We start from the raw sequence: 22,303 nt of genomic DNA on the forward strand, positions 1-22,303 counted from the left end.
TCGACATTGTTCATTTGGCTTAACGAAAACGTTCATTTTCGTGTTTTAACATAAATACGTCCATTTCGACATAAGAACAGATGGAACATAAAGAAATGCGCTTTACTTTTTCCTCATTATGTGCCACAGGTTGTGGGCGAAGTTTGGAGAAGACACCAAGCTGTCTCCTAACAATTGTGCGTTGTTTCGGCTTGTTTTGTCTAGCACCTTCATAAGATACTCCGCCGTATTTGTGGGAGATTGCATCACGTTAAAGCTGTCCACCACCGTCCATTTCCCATCTTTTAATAGGAAAGTAGTGTATTGTGCATCGTCGTTAGGTGTGAAATCGCCCTTTTGGATGTCTTTTATCATGCCCTTATCAATGGCGATAGCGAAAATGTTATACTGTTTTATTGCTGTTGTTATGTGTCGTTCTATGTCTTTGGCGTATAGGTGTGGGCGTTCATTGTCTTTGTCTTTCCAAAACCCCACCTTATTATATACGTCCCAAAAACTTCGTTCCTTGGCGGTGCGACCAAGAAAATAAACGGTGTATAGGCATGTGGGCGTTTCTCCTGTGAAGTAGGGCAGCATTGTTTCCTCGCCGTCTGTTAGTGCAAACGGCGATGTTCTGTGCTTACTTTCCATGAAGTCGATGGGAGTTGCGTGTAAACACCAGGCGTGGACAAACACGCCGAACAGGAGTATGAGTGAAACGAAATGTCGCTTGCTTATTGTTAATGGCATATTATATCGGTAGTATAAGTTGAAATGGTGGTGTTAATGTTTGGGACTCTTGGTTCCTCATTGAGAGGCAATTGCAGACATCGGTTGTTTGCGTCGTTGCCTTTGCAAATATAATATTTTCTCTTAGAACAACCAAGAAACGGAAACGATAAGTGTGCTGCTATGGCGGTAACAACGCAACCTCTGCCGCTTTAAATTTTAAATGCGCCCTTAAAAAATGCAATAAACATTTTGCGGTTTCAATAATTATGTCTACCTTTGCACCGCAATTAAGAACAGTAGCTTAACAAGGTGCGTTAGTTCAGTAGGTTAGAATGCCTGCCTGTCACGCAGGAGGTCACGAGTTCGAATCTCGTACGCACCGCAAAGTTAATGTTCGCAAATGGAAAGGTGCGTTAGTTCAGTAGGTTAGAATGCCTGCCTGTCACGCAGGAGGTCACGAGTTCGAATCTCGTACGCACCGCTTAAAGAGGAAGTGGCAATAAAAACATTTCCTCTTTTTGTTTCTTCTCTTTTTCGCTTTATTTCTATTTCTTTTGAGTATTCGAGGATAATAAGTATCTTTGTGATTAAAAAGTAATTTAATATGACGGCAATTTCTTATTCAACACTTAGCTCTAACTTTGCACGAGTAAAGTCTCTTGCACCCTCGAAAGTGGGGAAGTTGATTGGTGGTAAAGTCGAAGCGAACATCAAAGCCAACATTTTTAAAAATGCTTGTGCTATTAGAATGTCGTATGCTTTTAATTATTCAGGCATGCCTATAAGCCGGTATGATGGGAGTGTCTCTTCGGGGAAAGATAAAAAATGGTACTTGTATCGAGTAGCAGGCATGAAAAAGTTTGTTAAGAAACATATAGGAGGGTCTCCAATAAAGGGGCATGCAGCAAAAGATTTTCGAGGGAAGAAAGGTGTTATTATCTTTTCCGACTGTGAATGGGACGATGCTGCTGGGCACATTGATTTGTTTGATGGGAAAGAAGTCGAAGGTAACGGGTACTTTGATGAGTGCGGAATGGCTTTATTATATGAACTTAAATAACAGCAATATGAGAACTTCTGGCTGGTGTATCGTCATCTCTTTTCTTGCAGTGGTATTATTTGCAAACTGCAAGGATGCAGATAACCGACTTTTTGTTGCTGAACGAAATGGGCTTTATGGGTATATAAACGCCCAAGGCGATACTATTGTTGATTGCACATTCCCCTTCGCTTATACAGATACTATTTCGCGCATTGGTTTCGTAGCAGATAGTGTGGGCGCAATTAAATGTTTTAACAACAAAGGTGAGTTTCTCTTTAAGGTCTTCAATTACGATAACGGACCCGATTATCCTGCCGATGGGTTGTTTAGAATTGTAGATGATAACGCACTTGTAGGATTTGCCGATACGCTGGGGAATGTCGTCATCTCGCCACGCTTTAAATTTGCTTATCCTTTTAAAGAGGGACATGCAAAGGTGACTGATACAGGCGTGTTGGTGCCATGTGGTGAAGGTGTAGATCGCCATACCACTTGGCTATCCGATAAATGGTATTTCATTTCGAAGAAGAAAAGATAAGCAACAGTATAGAACAATAGGCCTATAACACTGTTCAATGTATAGATCTTGTATTTGCTTTTTGCAAACTTGGCTCTATCATTATCTGCAAGATAGTAGACGAACAAACTTGTTTATCCACACCTCGCATTAAAAATGCTTGTACAAAAAGAGGATGTGGCAGTCTTGACACTTCCTCTTTTTATTGGTTTGTTCTTTATGGCTTTTATACCGAACCGACATAACCTATCTGTGCCGTCTCATAATGTATTTCAGCTTTGGGACTTCAATTATCTCGTTGATTTCAAAGCCAAGTTTCTCATAGAGTTTCCTTGCATTTTGGTTGAAGTCGAAGACAGCCAAAGAAATACTTTCAATATTGTCATCCTTAAAAATGAAATCTACAAACCTTTTTAGTGCCTCTGTGCCTAAACCCAATCCTGTTTTTTGAGGATTTATTACAAATCTGCCTATGTGTACATTGTCTTTGCCAATTTGTATTTCTTGTATCATTCCGACAAATTCCCCATTATTGAATATGGAAAATACATTTTCGAGGTCCTTTATTTTACCATAACTCAACGGATAAGAGATTTTGGGACCCATCCATTGCTCCTGAAACGCTTTTCCTTGTTCATTAGACCACTTACATAAAAGCGAGGCATTGTCTTTGTTTATTCCCTTTTCAAGTTTGATGTTCATGTCTAGGCGTTTGAAAAACTTCGAAATACACTCACCCTAAATGTTTTGTTAATCGATAGGGAGAGGTTTCTAATCAATTTCTTTTCTTATTACAGAGGTCTGCTGATAAGTGGGTGGAAACAGAAGATTACCTGCTCACAAATTACCAACTATAACTGCTTTTTCGTTTTGTTGGCAGATAGGAAAAGTGCGCAAACCCTGTTCACAATATGGGTTAGCCACACTTTCCATACTCCTTTTCAACGTACACTTAACGTAGTGTTGCAAGGGCGTTACAGCTTTTCCAACGCCTGTTTGATGTCGGCCAAGATGTCTTCCACATCTTCGATGCCCACCGAAAGGCGGATAAGATCGGGCGTAACGCCTGCCTCGCGAAGTTGTTCGTCGGACAATTGTCGGTGCGTATGACTGGCAGGATGCAACACACAGGTGCGCGCATCGGCCACATGTGTAACAATGGCAATCATCTTTAACGCGTCCATCCACTTCACGGCAGTGGCCCTGTCGCCCTTCAAACCGAACGAAAGCACGCCACACGAGCCGTTGGGTAGGTACTTTTTCGCCTTTTCGTGGTTGGCGTCGTCTTCCAAACCGCAGTAATGTACCCATGCCACATGTGGGTCGTTATGTAGATATTCGGCCACTTTCTGTGCGTTTTGACAATGCTGTCGCATACGTAGGTGTAGCGTTTCAAGTCCGATGTTGAGCAGAAAAGCGTTCTGTGGGCTAGGAATCGAGCCGAGGTCGCGCATCAGTTGAACCACCATTTTCGTGATATAAGCCATCTTTCCGAAGGCCTTGGTGTAGGTCAGGCCGTGGTATGAGCTGTCGGGCGTGCACAATCCGGCGAACTTTTCGGCGTTCGTTTCCCAGTCGAAGTTGCCGCTATCCACCACAACGCCGCCAACAGAGGTGGCATGTCCGTCCATATATTTCGTTGTAGAGTGGGTAACGATGTCGCATCCCCACTCAAAGGGGTTGCAATTGATGGGCGTGGCAAAGGTGTTGTCCACAATTAAGGGTACGCCATTGCGGTGGGCAATGCGTGCGAACTTTTCAATATCGAGCACTGCGCAGCTGGGATTTGAAATGGTTTCGCCGAAGAGCAGCTTGGTGTTGGGTCGGAAAGCTGCCTGTATCTCATCGTCCGAGGCGTCGGGATGAACAAACGTGCAGTCGATGCCAAGCTTTTTAAGCGTTACTGCAAAGAGATTGAACGTTCCGCCGTATATCTCGCTTGAAGTAACGAAGTGGTCGCCCGCCTCGCAGATGTTAAACACGGCATAGAAGTTGGCGGCTTGTCCGCTTGATGTGAGAACCGCCGCCACACCACCTTCTAATGCGGCTATTTTCTTCGCAACAGCGTCGTTGGTTGGGTTTTGTAAGCGTGTATAGAAGTAGCCTTCTTTCTTCAAATCGAAAAGCATGGCCATCTCTTCTGTGTTGTCGTACTTGAAAGTCGTGCTTTGAATAATGGGCAGTACGCGAGGTTCGCCGTTCTTAGGTTGCCATCCTGCCTGCACGCATAAAGTTTGTTTCTTCATCGTTCTGTTGTATTTTAAAGTTGTTGCTAGTGCTGCTTGTAGTGTGCAAAGTAACTAAAAAAGAGTGAGATAGGCAAGGAAGGAGGGACATAATATGGGTGAAAATTGGTAGTGTGGACGGAGTGGTGGCGTGAACCGAAGGCACACGAAAATTCTTTTGCAAACGTTTGTCTTTACGATTTATTACGTTAAAATACAAAAAAAATATCCGAAAAGTTTGGTTTATTCGATTATAAGGCCTAAATTTGCGAACACTTAATTCGATTTTGAGATTGTCAAAATCACATTCCGAGGTTGGTAGCATCCTGCACCAACCTCTTTTTTGTGCCGTTATCTCGCATTGCTCATCTGTTTAATTGCAACTTAAATACCCCTTTTTAACCCCCAAAAACCTGCTTTTTAACAGCTATTTTGCCCTTTTCAGTCATATATTCAATGGTTCAGAAAGGTTTTGTTCATACCATTTCTGTGTATTTTTATGCTTTTCGTCTTGCTTTTAGCAGCATTTTGCACTGCGTTTTGCACCATTTTACCTTGCATTTAGCGGCAAATAGCCCAAAATCTGGTGCAGATGGTGGCGTTTTTAAATAAAAATTCAGTTTGTCGCATTCACAGACTAACCCCTTTTTGCATCAAAACAAACCTTCACGAGAATCGTTTTTTTGCAGCAAGGTGGGCGATTGGTGGACAAAAAGGGCACTCATAGTGTTAAAATTCTTACTGAAAAGATTACATCGGTTGGTGAGTTAACGGGTGGATAGGTTAACATGTTGACGAGTTAATCAGTTGACAAGTTAACAAGTTGGCGAGTTAACCAATTGACAAGCTAACTAGTTGGCGAGTTAACCTGTTGACAAGTGAACGGGTGGATAAGTGAACGGGTTAATCGTTCTTTTCTCGTTTCTCTAAAAGTGCGTTTTCTCGCCCGGACAATCTTCGAGTAAGCTCGACATTGTTCATTTGGCCTAACGAAAACGTTCTTTTCTCGTGTCTTAACATAAATACGTTCATTCTGACATAAGAACATAAGAAACATAAAGAACTGCGCTTTACTTTTTCCTCATTATGCGCCACAGGAAAGATGCTTTCAACTTGTAAAGAATGTGTTGAAAGAACGCTCACTAGGTTACTTTTTGAGGCATAACCACGTTTTGCCACAGACAAATGGGGCAGAATTTCAGGTTTTATCGTATCTTTGTCCAGTACTTCGCACATTAGCGTGGTGTTTATCTGGTCATTACAGCACAAAGATAATAAACTGCTCTATTTGTAGAGATATTAAAAGTCAAGACAATTTCTTTGAGTAAAACTAATTTCGTTCCTTGCTTCATTCAGCTACTCGCCCTTATACATAACGTAATTAAGAAAGGTGAGATAGCGGTTATTCGGCACAATAAACCATCTCCTTTTGAATCACTTTCGATGTAATTTGCCTCTCTCTAAATTTTATAGTGATGGTATATGGCTCATCATTAGAAGACAAATAAAAAAGGCGAGGTATGCAAATTCTCATCCCTACACTTTGCCTTTCGCCTTTGTTTATGGAGCGGACAAGCGACGCAATGTTAAGCGAAGAGTAGTAGCCATGGCTTTCCTCCTGGTTGGAGATTAAGCCATACATATCCGTTTCCCAACCCTTGAAACAGGGCGAGATGAGTTTTCCTGACCGTGTGCGCACTTCAATAGACTTGACTTTCTCGTCTATACCCTTCAAACCAGGTTCTATGCCACCACCGAAAAGCACTGGTTTAGTACCTGTCCAGCTTGTAATGAAGTTGATAACAAAGTATTTTTTCCCATTTACCAGCGAATCGGTAAAGACTATCGGCTGCATGACGACATTATCAATCCTAAAAGTCTCGTAATGGCATTCACACGAAACAAGTATGATTGCCATAAGCAAGATAAGTAGACTTCTCATTGGTATAAACTTTTTTAATCCTTTATCTTCGGATGTGTGCCTTTACTTTAAGGTGCTTTTTAAGGTGCTTTCTGACAATTCCCCGCTGTGGCGCAATAATCACTTCATACACACTCCTTGCAAGCATTGAGGGTAGGAAAACATTGAAATTACTCTTACCATTCAGGCTAGTCTTCAAAACATGGTTTCAACCCCTCATTCCGCATCCATTATCTTCCTTAATTTCTTTACGGCTAAATGATAACTAGCCTTCAATGCGCCAACGCTAGTTGAGAGAATAACGCTAATTTCCTCGTATTTCATTTCGTCGAAATAGCGCAGGTTAAACACCGTTCGCTGCACTTCGGGCAACTCGGCAATGGCCTCTTGCAGGCGGGCTTGGGTGGCATCGCCATCAAAGTAATCGTCGGCCATAAGCTGTTGGGCCAAAGTAAGGTCGGCAGACGATTGTAATGTGGTGGCGTTTTTCTGCTTGCGAAGAAAGTCGAGAGCCTCGTTAATGGCTATTCGGTACAGCCACGTGGACAGTCTAGCCTGCTGCTTAAAGTTATCCAGCCCGTTCCATGCCTTAAGAAACACGTTTTGCACCAGGTCGTCGGCATCTTCGTGCACAAGCACCATGCGTCTTACCTTCCAATAAAGCGGCTGGGCATAAGCCTTTACCAAGTCTTGGAAAGCGGCATGGCGAGTGGCTGGGTCGGCCAAACGCTGCAACAAACGTTGTTCGTCTAATTCTATCATTAAGCCATAGGGGCTAAAATAACTGTCAAGAATGTTTTAAGTGCCGATAAACAAGGTGAGAAGACAATATGCGCCGAAACTAAATGGAGAAACTGCGAAGGTAGCGATAAAGCACCTTGTCGTAACCATATACATCAGCGTATGTATGCATCTTACCTTTAACGTCGGGATAAAGGGTGTAATAGGTAATGAAAAGCGGAACGTTGGGGTTCACTTTCACACTATTAACTAATCGTCGATAGTCTACGCGCGTACGTTTTTCCTCGCCTTCTTTGGGCTTAGACAAGTCGGCCTGCATAGAATAATTTATCTTATCAATCAATGTTTTATCTTTCTTGCCGAGCAAGAAAACAGCCAGCTCAAAGGGTTTTTGAACACGTATGCAACCATGCGACACGCTGCGGCTGCCACGGTCGAAGGCCCATTTTGACGAGGTGTCGTGGATGAAAATGGAGAAATTGTTGTTGAAACGGAACACCACGCGACCCAAGGAATTGCCTTCGCCGCCCTCTTGAATAACAAAATAGTCGGGGTTAAGCAGCATGCCGGCCGACACGTTGGCTGGGTCGACACGCCTTCCCGACGGGCGGTTGAGTATAAAATAGCGGTGTCGCTCAAAATAATCGGGGTTTCCTGCATGGCCAACAACCTCTTTCTTAATGATGCTCCGAGGAATAATCCATTGCGGATTAACGTCCATACGCATAATATGGCTGTTTAACAGGGGCGTTTTGGTGTCTAATGTGCCGCAGGCCATACGCATAGTGAGTACGCTATCGCCTTCTATAGCGTCGAGATGGTACGAGGGAACGTTGACCAACACATACTTTCGGTGGTTTTGCGGATAGTCGGTTTGTCGCCAACGGCTGCGTTCAACGTTGCAGAGCAGCCTTATTCGGTCGGTCTCCGACAGGTCTTTACCCTTAAAATGCTTTATCAGTAGGGCATAGAGCGCGTTTTGTGGCTGCGCCTGGCGTAAGAAGATGTCAACCGAATCGTTATATACCTTACGCAAGGCTGTTGTGTAAAAGTCTTTTGTGGGCCGCTTAACATGAATGTCGAACAAACCGCGGTAAGTTGTTCGAACAGAGTCTTGCTCGCGTATGTCCAAGTTGTTGAATATACGCGTGGGGTTGGTGAAACCAAAGTGCTGCCCTGCCGTGTAGCGCAAGAAGGCTTTGGTAAGATTGTATTCAAGGCGTGCCATCACACGGTTAACATCGCGAATGCCAGAGTCTACATCGAGTGTTCGAATGCGTTGCAAGTCGCGTTCTATCTGTTCTACCACAAACACCCGCTTGCTAAACCCCATTTCTTCTACCGTATTAAGGTAAGCCAATAGGCTGTCTGCACGTTTGTCTAGCCCAAACCGGTCTATCCAAAGCAGGTTTCCTCCATCGCGATAGTAACGGCGGGTACGCGAATCGGCCACAAGCGTGTCACGATCGGCTCTAACCAGCAAGGCAAGTTGCCGTTTGATGTCGCTGATGTTGAGCTTATATGCCTGTTCTGCCCATTGGCCGAGAGTTTCTTGCGAGGGTAAAGGCCGTTCAACATGGCCTTTCTCGTGACAAGCCACGAGAACGAGACAAACGAAAAGTACCGTAGAAGAGAACTTACCTATTAAAAAATTAGAAGAGGACTTACCTAACTCTAAAATGTATTTCATTGAAAGGCCGCCTACGATTTGTGCGGCTTGTTGATATTCTTTGTCCTTATGCTTATTGCGCATGTCGTTGCAGGCTTGCGGAAAACTAATTAGAATTCTGATGGAGTGAAACTTGCACCAACGCCCGTTGGAGCCAGCATCGCTGTCATTACCACCTTCGCCAGGCAGGCAAACTACCCGAAAGGAGTATTATCTGACGGCTATTTTACGCACCATCTTGCCCACTTTAACGATGTAACAGCCTTTTGGCAGCCCCAAATCGAAATGTTTCTCTGCACTGTCTATCTTTAAATAGGCTACCCTCATACCGGCCAAGTCGTAGACGGCGAGCATCTGCCCCGCTGCTCCCGACACGTGAATGGTAGACTCCGAAACACTGATGACGACATTTTGATAGTCGTTATCAATGGTTTCGAGTGCAGCAGCAGCCCTCGAAGTCAGTGGGTTGCCCATCATTAGGGCGGTTGCGAATAATATTGTTAGTAACGTCTTTGTCATATTCTGGGATGTTTTCTGGTTTCATCTGCAAATATAGTGCTTTTTGATGTAAATCAAGAAACTAACTAACCGCAAATTATTTGCGTTAAAGCTATTTAACAATGAGCGACTTTTTGTGTTCGCAAAACGAATTAATTTGAGGCCATTTCACGCACTTTTAAGGTTGAATGGGTTGTTAGTTCACTAGATTACTTAGCCATACTAGCCCAACTCGTTCATCAGCAGGCGCAGCCATTTTTTCACCTTTTCACCTTTTCACCTTTTCACCCTTTCACCTTTTCACCCTTTCACCTTTTCACCTTTTCACCTTTAAAAGCCTCTACAAGGCATTATTTCCCCATCAAACATCAATTTCCAATCCCTCTTGACCAAGGATTGTGTTTGGAAATATGGCCTTAGCCTCGGCTAACAAAACCTCTTCGGCCTCGTATCGAGCACTATAATGCCCCAAAACAAGCTTGCCCACGCCAGCATCGCGTGCCACCTTAGCCGCCTCTTCGGCCGTGCTGTGGTAGTAAAGTCGCGCTCGCGAGGCCATCGAACTATCGTAAGTGGCCTCGTGATAAAGGGTATTCACGCCTTGCACGGCCTTGTGTAGCTGTGGCATGTAGCGCGTATCGCTGCAATAAGCGTATGCGCGGGCTGGGTCGGCAGGCGTAACCAGGCGTGTATTGGGCACAGTACGGCCCTCATCGTCTACCCAATCGGCACCCAACTTGATGTTGTTTATCTGACTAATGGGTATGCGATAGAAGTCTATCATGTCGCGACGGATGTGCGGCAACAATTCTTTCTCGCGGAATAGAAAGCCACAACAATCAATGCGATGCTCCAGAGGAATGCTCTCTACGGTAAGGCTCTTGTCTTCGTAAATCACTTGTTGCACCTTAGTGTCTACGGCATGGAACACCACTTCGAACTCGATGCCACCGCAAAAGAAATCCAGTTGCATGCGGAGCATCGGTCCGAGTTCGGCAGGAGCATACACATGCAGGGCCGCCGTACGTCCAAGAAGGCCGAAAGTAGAAATCATACCGATGAGCCCGAAACAGTGGTCGCCATGCAAATGCGAGATGAACACCGCCCCGATTTTAGTGAAACGTATGCGCGAACGGCGCAGTTGAACCTGCGTCCCCTCGCCGCAATCTATCATAAACAGCTTTCCACGGATGTCTACTACCTGCGATGTGGCGTTGTGTTTCAGTGTTGGCAACGCGCTGCCACATCCCAGGATATGCACTTTAAATGGTTCCAAGGGCGTATTACTTTTGTCGCGTGAAGGTGAAGATGCCGTGCGCGTTCTCCAAATAGAGCGAGTCGCCACCCAAAGCGTTCACGGTAAAGGTGTCTTTATTGAGCAAAAGTTGTCCGTTAAACACCTTCCACGATGTCCAAGGGTGTGCCTCTTCCTTCACAGCCGACAGCACCGTGCCGTCTTCCATCAGTTCGAATTGCTTATCAATGCTGCGCCATTTGCCCATCAGGGTGGTAAGATTAAGTACTTGATTGGCCTCGTATTCGCCGTCGGCGTTCTTATATCCCACCACTGCCAGCCTGTCGCCTGCGAGTAATCCGCCCTTAACGGCCGACTCGTCGTCGACATCGAAGAGATAATTAAGTGTGTCGCCCTGTACAGTAACCAATTCCAAGTTGTGCATGGCGGTGTTAACGCCACACACACCATAAACGGTGGTGTCGCCCTTGCTTTCCTCTGTGGTTGCAAGCGACTGCTGTCCGTCGCCCTTTTTCTTACCATCGCCGCATGCCACAATGAATAAAACGGCCATAACAGCAAACAATATGGTTGATACTCTCTTGTCCATACGCTATATATATTTAATGTATTAGTATTTGAGTTCGTGAGTTTATGAGTTATTGAGCTGGTGAGCTTATAAGTTCGTGAGCATGTAAGCGCGTGAACACCTAAGTTAACAAGCCCACAGTTTTGCAAATTGTATGCGATAAAACTCAAAAGCTTAGAAACTTAGAAACTCAAAAACTTAGAAACTCACGAGCTCATCTCTCGTTCTTCGTTCTTAGCCTTATTCCACAGTTCGTCCATCTCTTCGATCGTCATCTCTGTGAGCGGCTTGCCCTCCTTAATGGAATGCTGCTCCACATAGTTGAACCTTCGGATGAACTTCTGGTTGGTTTTTTCCAACGCGTTGTCGGGATTGAGGTGGTAAAGTCTTGCTGCGTTGATTACGCTAAACAAGAAATCGCCCAGCTCTTGGGTAGACTTCTCCTTGTCTTCGCGTTTCAGTTCGGTTTCCAACTCGTCCAATTCTTCGCGCACTTTCGCCCAAACGTCGTTCTTTTCTTTCCAATCGAAACCCACGTTTCGAGCCTTATCCTGTATGCGATAGGCCTTGATGACACTCGGCAGTGCATCAGGCACCCCCGAAAGCACCGTCTCGTTGCCATCCTTCTCTTGCAGCTTTAGCTGCTCCCAGTTCTTCAACACCTGCTCTTCGTTGTCGGCTTGCACGTCGCCATAGATGTGCGGATGCCTGAAAATCAGCTTATCAGCCTCGCGATTGCACACGTCGGCTATGTCGAACTCGCCCTTCTCGCTGGCCAACAGGGCGTAGAATGCGGTGTGCATCAATACGTCGCCCAACTCTTTGCAAACATTATTCATGTCGTTCTTGGCCAAAGCGTCACACAGTTCGTATGTTTCTTCTATCGTATTCGGGCGCAGGCTCTCGAAGGTTTGTTTCTTATCCCACGGACATTTCTCTCTCAAATCGTCCAGCACATCGAGCAATCGCCCAAAGGCCTCCATCTTTTCTTCTTTCGTATGCATACTATATGTTTGGTGTTGGCATACGCCGCATAGCCCAAAGGCAACATGGCGAATTGCCGTTCTGTTGATGCAAAGATAATAAAAAATAAACTGTAACGTTGAATAAAAGTGCTACATTTCGGCATTTCACATTTTATTCGTACTTTTACACCATCAAAAACGCTAAGTAGAAGAATGAATTTTTACAATCGGGAAGAGGCTCGACAACGCATGAACGACTTGGCTGAGCAGGCCGTTCCTTTCCTTTTCATCATAGATTACGACTCTAAACGTGCCGTGGTGGAACCCGAAAACGAGGTGGATGCCAACGAGTTGAAGTATTGTTTCAACGGGAAAGGCAACGCCACACAGGCCGCCTACCCCGCCAACAAGGACATCGAATGGGGCATTGAGCCACCCACCGAGGCCGAATATCAGCATAGTTTCAACATCGTTAGAAACGCCATGTTGGCCGGAAACAGCTATCTGGCCAACCTTACTTGCCGCATAGGACTGCGAACCAACCTCTCGCTGCTCGACCTTTACCATGCGGCCGAGGCGCGTTATCGGCTTTGGATGAAAGACAAGCTGGTGTGTTTCTCGCCCGAAACGTTCGTCAAGATTGCGCAGGGAGAAATCAGTTCGTACCCGATGAAAGGCACAGCAGAAGACGTTTCGCCATCGTCGGCCGAACAATTGCTGGCCAACGAGAAGGAGGCTGCCGAGCATGCCACCATCGTAGACCTTATTAGAAACGATCTAAGCATGGTTGCCTACGACGTACATGTAGAGCGTTACCGATACGTGGAGCGGCTGAACACCCACCGCGGACCGCTTTTGCAAACCAGTTCTGAAATAAGGGGGCGGCTCATGCCCCACCTCATGCAACGCCCAGGCGACGTTATTTTTTCGCAATTGCCTGCTGGTTCGATAACGGGCGCGCCCAAAAAGAAGACTGTGGAGGTAATTGCCGAGGCCGAAAACTATCACCGCGACTTCTACACGGGCGTGATGGGACGATGGGATAACGGCGAATTGGATAGTGCAGTGATGATTAGATTCATCGACCAATGCCACGGAAAGCTTTTCTTTAAGGCTGGCGGTGGCATCACGGCCAAGAGCAATTGGAAAGACGAATACCACGAAGTGATTGAAAAAGTGTATGCACCAATTTGTAGAAACCATTAGGATTGAAGGCGGTAAAGCCATGAACCTGCCCTTGCACGAGGCGCGAATGAACGCCACGCGCTTGCATTTCGCCCCACATGCCGCACCCATTAGTCTGCAAAAGTGGCTCGATGATGCGCCAATAAGTGAAGAACGCGTCAAGGCAAGAGTGGTTTACGACGCTGATGGGGTATGCGAAACCACGTTCCAAACATACAAGCGGCGCGAAATACAGTGGCTCCGCATGGTGGAAGACAACGACATCAGCTACACATTTAAAAGCACCGACCGACACGAACTCGACCATCTGCTGGCTCTCCGCGATGGTTGCGATGAGGTGCTTATCGTTAAAAACGGACTGATTACCGACACCTCGTTTACCAACGTGGCCTTCTTCGATGGACACAAGTGGCTCACGCCCACCCAACCGCTACTAAATGGCACCATGCGCCAATGGCTTTTGCAGCGTGGCGAGCTAATGGAAGCGCAGATTACACCCGCCTCGCTCGCCTCGTTCCAACGCATCATGCTCTTTAATGCCATGATTGGCGCACACGAATTGGAACTCCCCACTACACATATTATATAAAGAATAGCGCACCACTTGGTGGCGTTAATCCAATGTTTTTTAGTAAATTTGCAGTCTGTACACACGAAGTGAGACTTTTATAACAATAACACAGAATATGGAAATAGCAAGTAAGTACGACCCCAAAGAAGTGGAAGCCACATGGTATAAGTATTGGCAAGACAATAAACTCTTTGCCAGTAAGCCCGACGGAAGGGCTCCTTACACCGTGGTTATCCCTCCGCCCAACGTAACGGGCGTGCTACACATGGGCCACATGCTTAACAACACGATACAAGACATCCTCGTTCGTCGCGCACGAATGGAGGGGAAGAACGCCTGTTGGGTGCCTGGAACCGACCACGCATCCATCGCTACCGAGGCAAAAGTGGTGGCCAAGCTGGCCGAAAAGGGCGTGAAGAAAACCGACCTAAGCCGCGACGAGTTCCTAAAACACGCGTGGGACTGGACACACGAACACGGCGGCATCATCCTTAAACAGCTTAGACGATTGGGCGCATCGTGCGATTGGGACCGTACGGCATTCACCATGGACGACGAACGCTCGGAAAGCGTCCTCAAAGTGTTCTGTGATCTCTACGAAAAGGGATTGATTTACCGCGGCGTTCGCATGGTTAACTGGGACCCGCAGGCCCAAACGGCACTATCAGACGAGGAAGTGGTGTACAAGGAAGAGCACTCCAAGCTGTTCTACCTTAAATATATGGTGGTTGAAGAACCTGGAAAATACGCCGTGGTAGCCACTACACGCCCCGAAACGATTATGGGCGACACCGCCATGTGCATCAATCCGAACGACCCGAAGAACACTTGGCTGAAAGGCAAGCATGTTATCGTGCCGTTGGTGGGCCGCGAAATACCCGTGATTGAAGACGATTACGTAGACATCGAGTTTGGAACGGGATGCTTGAAGGTAACTCCCGCACACGACATCAACGACCATAACCTGGGATTGAAGCACGGATTGGACACCATCGACATCTTCAACGACAACGGTACGCTATCCGAGGCGGCTGGTTTGTACGTTGGCATGGACCGCATGGACGTGCGCAAGAAAATCGCCGGCGACCTAGAAGCGGCTGGTTTGATGGAGAAAACCGAAGATTACAACAACAAGGTGGGCTATTCTGAGCGCACACACGTACCCATCGAGCCAAAATTGTCTACCCAATGGTTCCTTAAAATGCAGCATTTTGCCGACTTGGCCCTGCAACCTGTTATGGACGACGACATCGCTTTCTATCCGCAGAAGTACAAAAACACCTATCGCCACTGGCTAGAAAACATCAAAGACTGGTGCATCAGCCGTCAGTTGTGGTGGGGACATCGCATTCCGGCCTACTATTTCACGGCAAACGGAAAGCGCGAATGTGTTGTGGCACTCACTGCCGAAGAGGCATTAGCAAAGGCCAAAGCCGTATGTGGCACCCTCACTGCGGCCGATTTGGAACAAGATGAGGACTGTCTTGACACGTGGTTCTCGTCTTGGTTGTGGCCCATCTCGGTGTTCAACGGCATCAACCAACCCGATAACGAGGAGATTAACTACTATTATCCCACGAGCGACCTCGTAACAGGACCCGACATTATCTTCTTCTGGGTGGCCCGAATGATTATGGCGGGGTACGAATATCGTGGTAAAATGCCTTTCAAGAACGTGTATTTCACAGGTATCGTACGCGATAAGCTGGGGCGTAAGATGTCGAAATCGCTCGGCAACTCGCCCGACCCCATCGAACTGATTGAACAATACGGCGCAGATGGTGTTCGTATGGGCATGATGCTTTCGGCTCCTGCCGGCAACGATATTCTTTTCGACGAGACACTATGCGAACAAGGGCGCAACTTCAACAATAAGATATGGAATGCGTTTAGGCTCGTTAAGGGCTGGGAAGTTAGCGACCAACCGCAACCCGAGGCCAGTCGAATTGCTTGCCAATGGTTTGAGGCTAAGCTACGCCAAACCAACGAAGAGCTAAACGACTTGTTCTCGAAATACCGCATTTCGGAGGCCCTTATGGCTGTGTATCGACTTTTCTGGGACGAGTTCTCAAGCTGGTATCTCGAAATGATAAAGCCTGCTTACGGCTCACCCATCGACAGCCACACCTACAACGCCACGTTGCGCTACTTTGAAACGCTGCTCAACATGCTGCATCCCTTCATGCCTTTCATCACCGAAGAGCTGTGGCAACACATCGCCGAGCGCAAAGAGGGCGAATCGATTATGTGCCAATGCCTGAAAATAGATGCGCCCACGGAGGCCGACAATAAGCTGAATGCCAAGATGGAATTAGTCAAACAGATTATCAGTGGAGTGAGAACAATGCGTAGTCAAGAGCGATTGTCCCCAAAATACAAGTTCGACCTACGATACATGGGCAAAGAAAACATTTGGCAAGACTATGTAAGTCTAATTGAAAAGATGGCCAATGTAGGCTTTACAAGTGAGCCTCCTAAAACAAATGGAACTTATACTTTCATGGTTGAGACCCACGAATTTGTTATACATGTTGGCGGTCTAATTGACTTTGAAACAAAGATTAGTAAACTAGAGGCGCAATTGGCGCACCTCGAAGGTTTCCTTGCCGGCATCAAGAAGAAGCTGTCTAACGAACGCTTTGTGGCTAACGCTCCCGAAGCCGTCGTTGCTTTGGAACGCAAGAAACAAAGCGATTCGGAAGAAAAAATTGCCGCACTAAAAGCGTCTATCAAGGAATTGAAGACAGATAAAGAGAAATTTGGGAACTTCCCTTTCCCGGATCATGTTAAAGCGTGAATTTATATAACATTCCTTTAAACGCGGGCTTGGCGTAAAGCAAACGCGCCATCGCCCACCTACAAACGAAGTTCCTGAACCGCTCCGCACCATCAAACACGCCCTAGCACACGAAAAAATGGCAGCGCGGGTAAAGCAATGGCAGCGAACGGTGCAGGAACTTCTCTCATTTAATCCCCTAACATCCCCTTCATGCAAAAGAAACTCACCTCATTACTCATACTCCTGGCAACGCTCTTCATCGTGAGTTGCCACGAAGACGTACCTGCGCCCTACCCCATTCCGCAAGGCTTGCCCGACAAAACCATCTTTGTATACATGCCGTGGAGTGCTGCCAGAAACAGCTCAACAGGTAGTTTGTACGACAATTTTCTGCAAAACATCAAGGATATAGAGGCTGCCATCGAGGCCGAAAAGGGATTGGGGCGTAACAAGCTGATGGTGTTCATCGCCACATCGGCCAACAGCGCGGTGCTGATGGAGGTGAAATGCGCACCCTATGGCACTTGCCGGCGAGACACACTGCAACGTTACGACCAGCACAACATGCCTGCCTACACCACTACCAACGGCTTAGCCAGTATATTTAACGAAGTAAAAGCACAGGCCAAGGCCAAACAATACGCTCTCATTGTGGGCTGTCACGGCACGGGTTGGCTTTTCTCAGAGGGTAAGAGCAGGGCGCGTACACGCTATTTCGGCGGAACCGACCGTTATTTTCAAACCAACATTCCCACATTGGCTGCGGCCATAGAGCAGGCTAAGATGCCCATGCAGTTCGTTATGTTCGACGACTGCTACATGTCTAACATAGAAGTGGCCTACGAAATGCGCCACGCCACCAACTATCTTATTGGCTGTTGCAGCGAGATTATGGCTTACGGCATGCCCTATAAGAACATTTGGAAATACCTGATACAGCAAAAACCCAACTATCAAGCTGTGGTTAACGAGTTCCATCAGTTTTATTCTAACTATCAGTGGCCATACGGCAACATCGGCGTTACCGATTGTAGCAAGGTGGAAGAGGTGGTTGCGCACATGAAAACGATTAACGCAGCAACCGCAAACAATGCCAATCTCATTGATTGGGAAGACGTTCAGCGACTTGATGGCTACGAAAAGACCATCTTCTTTGATATGGGCGACTACGTAAACAAACTCTGCACTACGCCCGAAACACAGGCGTTGGCACGCAACTTGCACACTGCACTGGCCCAGTTGGTGCCATATAAGTCTACAACGCCATATATTTACACAGCCCTTGAAGAGCTTAGCTACAACAGAATCCGCGTAAATGCGTATAGCGGAATAACCATCAGCGACCCCACGCAGTCGGATTTCGAGAAGGCCTTAACCACTAAAAAGGCAACTGGGTGGTGGAAAGCGACACATTAATAAAAGGAAGTCGTCTTGACTTTTAATGTTTCTACAAATTGAGAAGAGCCTGTTTTCTCTGCACTTTAAAATCAAAACAAACACCCCTTCATGTACGAAGTACCTGGACAAAGATACGATAAAACCTGAAATACGGCTCCATTTGCTTGTGGCAAAACGTGGTTATATTTCAGAAGGCGGTCTGGTGGAAGTTGTTCCATACACTCTCCACAAGTTGAAAACCACTTATAGATAGCAGATTACTTCTGCGTTTCATGGTACAGTATGTAAGTGGCATACACCCTGCAACCGCCCACGCTGACCGTCGCAAGCGTACATGTTTTCACTACCGATGCCCACTCGCGCGTGTTTACGACATAACTGTTTTGTCTAGTTTTTAGCAATAAATTTAACATTATGAGTGCCCTTTTTGCCACCAACCGCTCATCTTGTCGCAAAAAATCGATTCTCGCGAAGGTTGTTTTGATGTAAAACGGGGATAGCTTGTGAATGCGATGAAATGAATTTTTATTTAAAAAGACCGCCATTTGCACCAGATTTTGGGCGTTTTGCCGCTTAATACATTGCGTTTTACTGCTAAATGCACTGCGTTTTGGTGCTAAATGCACTGCGTTTTGGTGCAAAATACAGTGCGTTTTGGTGCAAAACACAAGGCGAAATGGTGCTAAATGCAAGGCAAAAAGGTGCTAAATGCAAGGCAAAAAGCATAAATATCCACACCAATTGTATAAACAAGACCTTTTAGGAACATTAAATACATGACCGAAAAGGGCAAGATAGTGGTTAAAAAGTGGGATTTTATGGGCTAAAAGCGTGTAATTGGGCTTAGAAAAATACGAGCTGGCAACCAATCTAGAAAGGCTAAATGGTACAAAATGCAGGTTTTACTCTTAAAAACAGACAAAACAAAAGGAGTGGAAAGCTAGAAATAGGGGCGATTTGCCTACTTTGTGGCTTATATTTTCGCTAGAAGGGAGCGAAAATTGGAGCGATATTGTAAAATAAAAGATAATAATTTAAGTTTTCAAGTTGGTGAGTTGGAAAACTAGTGGGTTGGAGATTTTTCGATTTTTTTTGAGTTGACGTGCTGGTGTCTTTTGAGTTTTTGAGTTGATGAGTTAATAAGTTGATGAGTTGATTGGCTGATTTGTCCTGTACTTCGTGTGTGAGAAGAGCGTTTATCTTGTGTTGGCATCACAGAGAGAACAAGCTCTCCTTAATTTATAGGAACATAAAAAGTCAAGACTACTTCAAGGAGTGAACACGGAAAAAAGGGACTTATCCAAACAAGCCAAAAGGCTATTCCAACAAAACGACAGATTATCCCTACGGCTTAACGAACAAATGCCTACGCCTTCTAACAACAGAAAGACGTAGACATTTGCATTATCGCTCTCTAAATCATATGAGTATGGTTGCGTGTTGTATGATTATATACCTGCCACCCCACCCTTCTTGCACTTCTCAACCAACCCAAGCCGCAAGAGCAACACGCGTAGATTACACCTTGTTTAGTTCGTTAGCTAGAACACAACACCTGATGAACAACGCATCATCTGCAACAAAAACAGCCTGTAAAAGCATCTTGTTGTAGTGTCCGTACAAGGCTCTTCGTACTCGCACTACAAGGTTCTTGTACTCGCGTTTCAAGCACTTTGTAGTGTCAGTACAAGCCTTTTGTTGAGACACTACAAGGTGTTTTGTACTGATGTCTGCATGGCTAAGTGCTGTTTGCCCTACGCTGACAAATGGTCGGCAGAGGAATTTTGTAATACGATGCTTACGCTTTGCCACATAACGGATAAGATGATGTGCAGTTATCTGAAAGTATTAGAGAAGCGGTTTGTGGAACAGGGCGGCATAAAAGAACGTATGCACGCTGCTCGCACGGGGTATAGGCAGGCTCAAGACGAGTTGTTGGAAAGGCTGAAAACGGAGAACGAACAGTTAAAGGCCGAAGTGCAAAGGCTGAAAGCTGAGTTGGAGAGGCGAAAACTGGAAGAGTGAGGGGATAATTGGTGTTTTAGTTATTCTAGGTTTCCTAGACTTTCTAGGCATCCTAGTAGCCCTAGGTATCCTAGTTATCCTAGCCATCCTAATTATTCTAGGCCTCGTAGTTACCCTAGAAAATTTATCCCCATATTTTGTTTTCCCACAAATTTGCGTAACTTTGCACCACGAAAATTAGGGTATAACAATGAATAAGAAAATGATTGTGGGCATGGCCATTGCGGCCATGTCGCTAATGGGCAACAAAGCGTACGCCCAATTCGACTTTGGAAAGATACTGCAAAACGGTGCAGACATATTATCGAATGGTGGAACAACCGACGATTTGCTTTCGGGCATTACCTCCATCTTCTCTGATAAGAAAGTGGCCACCATCGATGATCTTGTTGGCGAGTGGGCTTACACCGAACCTGCTGTGGTGTTTATGAGCGAGAACTTGTTGAAAAAGGCTGGCGGAAAGCTGGCATCGAGTGCCATAGAAAAGACCATTGAAACGCAACTTAACAAGGTGGGCATTACCAAAGGGGCGATGAAAATGACCTTTACACGCAACGGGCGCTTTACGCAAACCATCGCTGGCCGACGTCTGCGCGGCACCTTCACCATCAAGGGTAAAGAAGTGGTGCTGAAATATGCAGGCGAAATAAAACAACTTGTTGGCACTACGCAGGTAGACGGCAACGACTTGCTCATCGTGATGGATGCCTCGAAGATGCTCACTTACCTCAAAGCCATTGGCAGCATTAGCGGGAACGCCTCGCTGAAAACCGCCACTTCGCTGCTTGGAAGTATGGACGGCATGCTCTGCGGACTGCGTTTAAATCGTGCAAGCAAGTAAATAAGGAAACGAAAAGGGCTAAATCGCACGCCCCAAAGGTGCACTTTTAACACCCATGCGTTGCGTAATTCAAAGAAAAGACGTAACTTTGCACCGCTTTTTAAGGCGCATCAATCAAGAAATTGATATTTCGTGTGATGGCGAATTAAGCACAATTGTTTAACAACTTAATTTAGAGTAACACATTATGAGAGAAATTAATGTAGCAGGTAAGAGCAGAAGCAACCTGGGAAAGAAGGCTTCTAAGGAGATGAGAAAAGAAGGATTGATTCCTTGTAACCTTTACGGCGAGAAGAAAAACGCTGACGGTTTGCCCGAGGCGCTTTCGTTCGCTGTGCCTATGGCCGACCTTCGCAAGGTGGTTTATACGCCCCATATCTATGTGGTTAACCTCGACATCGATGGCCAAAAGCACACCGCCATCATGAAGGAACTGCAATTCCACCCCGTAACGGATGCCCTGCTGCACGTGGACTTCTACGAAATAAACGAAGAAAAGAGCATCGCTATCGGTATTCCCGTTAACCTCGTGGGCTTGGCTCAGGGTGTTCGCGATGGTGGACGTCTTAGCCTTTCTATCCGTAAGTTGATGGTTAAGGCTCCTTACAAGCAAATTCCTGAAAAGCTAGACATTGACGTAACTGCACTGACCATCGGTAAGAGCATCAAGGCTGGCGAACTTTCGTTCGAAGGTTTGGAAGTGGTTACGCCGAAAGACGTTATCGTTTGCACCGTTAAGATGACGCGTGCTGCCGCTGCTGCCGCTGCTGCCGCTGCCGCAGGTAAGTAAAAACGTGGGTTTTGAATAACCACTTTTCTGAATGGAGAAATATTTAATTGTAGGCTTGGGAAACCCCGGACGAGAATACGAGGCAACCCGTCACAATACTGGATTTATGATATTGGACGCTTTTGCAAAGGCGTCCAATATTGTTTTTGAGGATAAGCGTTACGGCTTTGTCAGCTCTGCGATGGTAAAAGGTCGCAAGTTGGTTCTGTTAAAGCCGTCAACGTTTATGAATCTCAGTGGAAACGCCGTGCGTTATTGGCTCGATAAAGAGAATATTCCACAAGAACACCTGCTCGTTGTGGTAGACGATTTGGCCCTGCCGCTTGGCACTTTGCGACTGAAAGGCAATGGCAGCAATGGCGGACACAATGGGTTGGGGCATATCCAGCAGCTTATCGGACCGCAATATGCCCGATTGCGCGTGGGTATCGGCAACGAATTTCCACGCGGAGGGCAGGTAGATTGGGTGTTGGGCGAATACGATGACGAGGAACTTAAAGCCTTAGAGCCTGCCATTGAGCGCAGCATTGAGATTATCAAGAGCTTTGCCTTGGCTGGGATAACGGTTACAATGAACCAGTTTAACAAAAAGAACGCATAAG

The 22,303-nt window shown here is 46.1% G+C and carries 20 protein-coding genes, 2 tRNA genes and 2 pseudogenes; 12 read left to right on the forward strand and 12 right to left on the reverse strand.

Going from position 1 to position 22,303, the window contains the following annotated elements; all coding sequences use genetic code 11:
• Nucleotides 1-102: 102 nt before the first annotated feature.
• On the reverse strand, nucleotides 103-630 hold the full coding sequence (locus HMPREF0670_RS05555) for a hypothetical protein (RefSeq protein ID WP_009230182.1): 528 nt from the start codon (nucleotides 628-630) through the stop codon (nucleotides 103-105).
• Nucleotides 631-1,019: 389 nt separating this feature from the next.
• On the opposite strand from HMPREF0670_RS05555, the gene HMPREF0670_RS05560 reads away from it, so the two are divergent.
• From HMPREF0670_RS05560 to HMPREF0670_RS05575, 4 genes are all read left to right on the forward strand, one after another.
• Nucleotides 1,020-1,093, forward strand: a tRNA-Asp gene (locus HMPREF0670_RS05560).
• 25 nt (nucleotides 1,094-1,118) lie between these two features.
• A tRNA-Asp gene (locus tag HMPREF0670_RS05565) sits at nucleotides 1,119-1,192 on the forward strand.
• Between the two features lie 123 nt (nucleotides 1,193-1,315).
• Entirely contained in the window at nucleotides 1,316-1,771 is a 456-nt protein-coding gene (locus tag HMPREF0670_RS05570) for a type VI secretion system amidase effector protein Tae4 (RefSeq protein ID WP_009230183.1), read from the forward strand.
• A gap of 7 nt (nucleotides 1,772-1,778) precedes the next feature.
• The gene (locus HMPREF0670_RS05575) at nucleotides 1,779-2,291 is read left to right on the forward strand and encodes a WG repeat-containing protein (RefSeq protein WP_157579547.1); all 513 of its coding nucleotides are present in this window, start codon (nucleotides 1,779-1,781) and stop codon (nucleotides 2,289-2,291) included.
• A gap of 225 nt (nucleotides 2,292-2,516) precedes the next feature.
• On the opposite strand, the gene HMPREF0670_RS05580 is transcribed toward HMPREF0670_RS05575, so the two are convergent.
• The 10 genes and pseudogenes from HMPREF0670_RS05580 to mazG all read right to left on the reverse strand — a co-directional run bounded on the left by HMPREF0670_RS05580 (nucleotide 2,517) and on the right by mazG (nucleotide 12,151).
• Entirely contained in the window at nucleotides 2,517-2,972 is a 456-nt protein-coding gene (locus tag HMPREF0670_RS05580; RefSeq protein ID WP_009230185.1) for a GNAT family N-acetyltransferase, read from the reverse strand.
• 272 nt (nucleotides 2,973-3,244) lie between these two features.
• Nucleotides 3,245-4,516 (reverse strand): O-acetylhomoserine aminocarboxypropyltransferase/cysteine synthase family protein, encoded by a 1,272-nt coding sequence (locus HMPREF0670_RS05585; protein ID WP_009230186.1) that lies wholly within the window; start codon nucleotides 4,514-4,516, stop codon nucleotides 3,245-3,247.
• A 1,061-nt stretch (nucleotides 4,517-5,577) separates the two neighbouring features.
• Nucleotides 5,578-5,731, reverse strand: a pseudogene (locus HMPREF0670_RS16245) (IS5/IS1182 family transposase); the annotation flags it as partial.
• Nucleotides 5,732-5,897: 166 nt separating this feature from the next.
• On the reverse strand, nucleotides 5,898-6,437 hold the full coding sequence (locus HMPREF0670_RS05590) for a hypothetical protein (protein WP_044077744.1): 540 nt from the start codon (nucleotides 6,435-6,437) through the stop codon (nucleotides 5,898-5,900).
• 195 nt (nucleotides 6,438-6,632) lie between these two features.
• A complete protein-coding gene (locus HMPREF0670_RS05595) occupies nucleotides 6,633-7,178 on the reverse strand; it encodes an RNA polymerase sigma factor (protein WP_009230188.1) in 546 nt (181 codons plus the stop codon).
• 79 nt (nucleotides 7,179-7,257) lie between these two features.
• Entirely contained in the window at nucleotides 7,258-8,910 is a 1,653-nt protein-coding gene (locus HMPREF0670_RS05600; RefSeq protein ID WP_044077745.1) for a L,D-transpeptidase family protein, read from the reverse strand.
• A 126-nt stretch (nucleotides 8,911-9,036) separates the two neighbouring features.
• Nucleotides 9,037-9,345 carry a T9SS type A sorting domain-containing protein gene (locus HMPREF0670_RS05605; RefSeq protein WP_009230190.1) on the reverse strand — a complete coding sequence of 103 codons (309 nt, stop codon included), beginning with the start codon at nucleotides 9,343-9,345 and terminating at the stop codon, nucleotides 9,037-9,039.
• A 340-nt stretch (nucleotides 9,346-9,685) separates the two neighbouring features.
• Nucleotides 9,686-10,600, reverse strand: coding sequence for a ribonuclease Z (locus HMPREF0670_RS05610; RefSeq protein WP_009230191.1), 915 nt, complete (start codon nucleotides 10,598-10,600; stop codon nucleotides 9,686-9,688).
• Between the two features lie 7 nt (nucleotides 10,601-10,607).
• Nucleotides 10,608-11,168 (reverse strand): hypothetical protein, encoded by a 561-nt coding sequence (locus HMPREF0670_RS05615; protein ID WP_009230192.1) that lies wholly within the window; start codon nucleotides 11,166-11,168, stop codon nucleotides 10,608-10,610.
• A 185-nt stretch (nucleotides 11,169-11,353) separates the two neighbouring features.
• Nucleotides 11,354-12,151, reverse strand: coding sequence for a nucleoside triphosphate pyrophosphohydrolase (gene mazG / locus HMPREF0670_RS05620; protein ID WP_009230193.1), 798 nt, complete (start codon nucleotides 12,149-12,151; stop codon nucleotides 11,354-11,356).
• A 174-nt stretch (nucleotides 12,152-12,325) separates the two neighbouring features.
• Here mazG and HMPREF0670_RS05625 point away from each other — a divergent pair, with 174 nt between their 5' ends.
• The 4 genes from HMPREF0670_RS05625 (at nucleotide 12,326) to HMPREF0670_RS05640 (ending at nucleotide 18,063) form a co-directional block, all read left to right on the forward strand.
• Complete coding sequence (locus HMPREF0670_RS05625; RefSeq protein WP_009230194.1) at nucleotides 12,326-13,318, forward strand: aminodeoxychorismate synthase component I; 993 nt, start codon at nucleotides 12,326-12,328, stop codon at nucleotides 13,316-13,318.
• Nucleotides 13,293-13,886: an aminotransferase class IV gene (locus tag HMPREF0670_RS05630; protein ID WP_009230195.1), complete on the forward strand. Its 594-nt coding sequence runs from the start codon at nucleotides 13,293-13,295 to the stop codon at nucleotides 13,884-13,886. The genes HMPREF0670_RS05625 and HMPREF0670_RS05630 overlap by 26 nt, the downstream gene beginning before the upstream one ends.
• 97 nt (nucleotides 13,887-13,983) lie before the next feature.
• Entirely contained in the window at nucleotides 13,984-16,665 is a 2,682-nt protein-coding gene (locus tag HMPREF0670_RS05635) for a valine--tRNA ligase (protein WP_009230196.1), read from the forward strand.
• 192 nt (nucleotides 16,666-16,857) lie between these two features.
• On the forward strand, nucleotides 16,858-18,063 hold the full coding sequence (locus tag HMPREF0670_RS05640; RefSeq protein WP_009230197.1) for a clostripain-related cysteine peptidase: 1,206 nt from the start codon (nucleotides 16,858-16,860) through the stop codon (nucleotides 18,061-18,063).
• Nucleotides 18,064-18,302: 239 nt separating this feature from the next.
• Here HMPREF0670_RS05640 and HMPREF0670_RS16250 read toward each other — a convergent pair whose 3' ends face one another.
• On the reverse strand, nucleotides 18,303-18,458 hold the full coding sequence (locus HMPREF0670_RS16250; protein ID WP_157579548.1) for a hypothetical protein: 156 nt from the start codon (nucleotides 18,456-18,458) through the stop codon (nucleotides 18,303-18,305).
• Between the two features lie 1,333 nt (nucleotides 18,459-19,791).
• Between HMPREF0670_RS16250 and HMPREF0670_RS05655 the strand changes: the two are divergent.
• The 4 genes and pseudogenes from HMPREF0670_RS05655 to pth all read left to right on the forward strand — a co-directional run.
• A pseudogene (locus tag HMPREF0670_RS05655) lies at nucleotides 19,792-20,070 on the forward strand (four helix bundle suffix domain-containing protein); the annotation flags it as partial.
• Nucleotides 20,071-20,260: 190 nt separating this feature from the next.
• The gene (locus HMPREF0670_RS05660) at nucleotides 20,261-20,911 is read left to right on the forward strand and encodes a lipocalin-like domain-containing protein (RefSeq protein WP_083786791.1); all 651 of its coding nucleotides are present in this window, start codon (nucleotides 20,261-20,263) and stop codon (nucleotides 20,909-20,911) included.
• A 187-nt stretch (nucleotides 20,912-21,098) separates the two neighbouring features.
• Nucleotides 21,099-21,701, forward strand: coding sequence for a 50S ribosomal protein L25/general stress protein Ctc (locus HMPREF0670_RS05665; RefSeq protein ID WP_009230200.1), 603 nt, complete (start codon nucleotides 21,099-21,101; stop codon nucleotides 21,699-21,701).
• Nucleotides 21,702-21,732: 31 nt separating this feature from the next.
• Complete coding sequence (gene pth, locus HMPREF0670_RS05670) at nucleotides 21,733-22,302, forward strand: aminoacyl-tRNA hydrolase (protein ID WP_009230201.1); 570 nt, start codon at nucleotides 21,733-21,735, stop codon at nucleotides 22,300-22,302.
• Nucleotide 22,303 lies beyond the last annotated feature (1 nt).

The sequence above is a fragment of the Prevotella sp. oral taxon 317 str. F0108 genome (genome assembly GCF_000162415.1).
Taxonomy (GTDB): domain Bacteria; phylum Bacteroidota; class Bacteroidia; order Bacteroidales; family Bacteroidaceae; genus Prevotella; species Prevotella conceptionensis.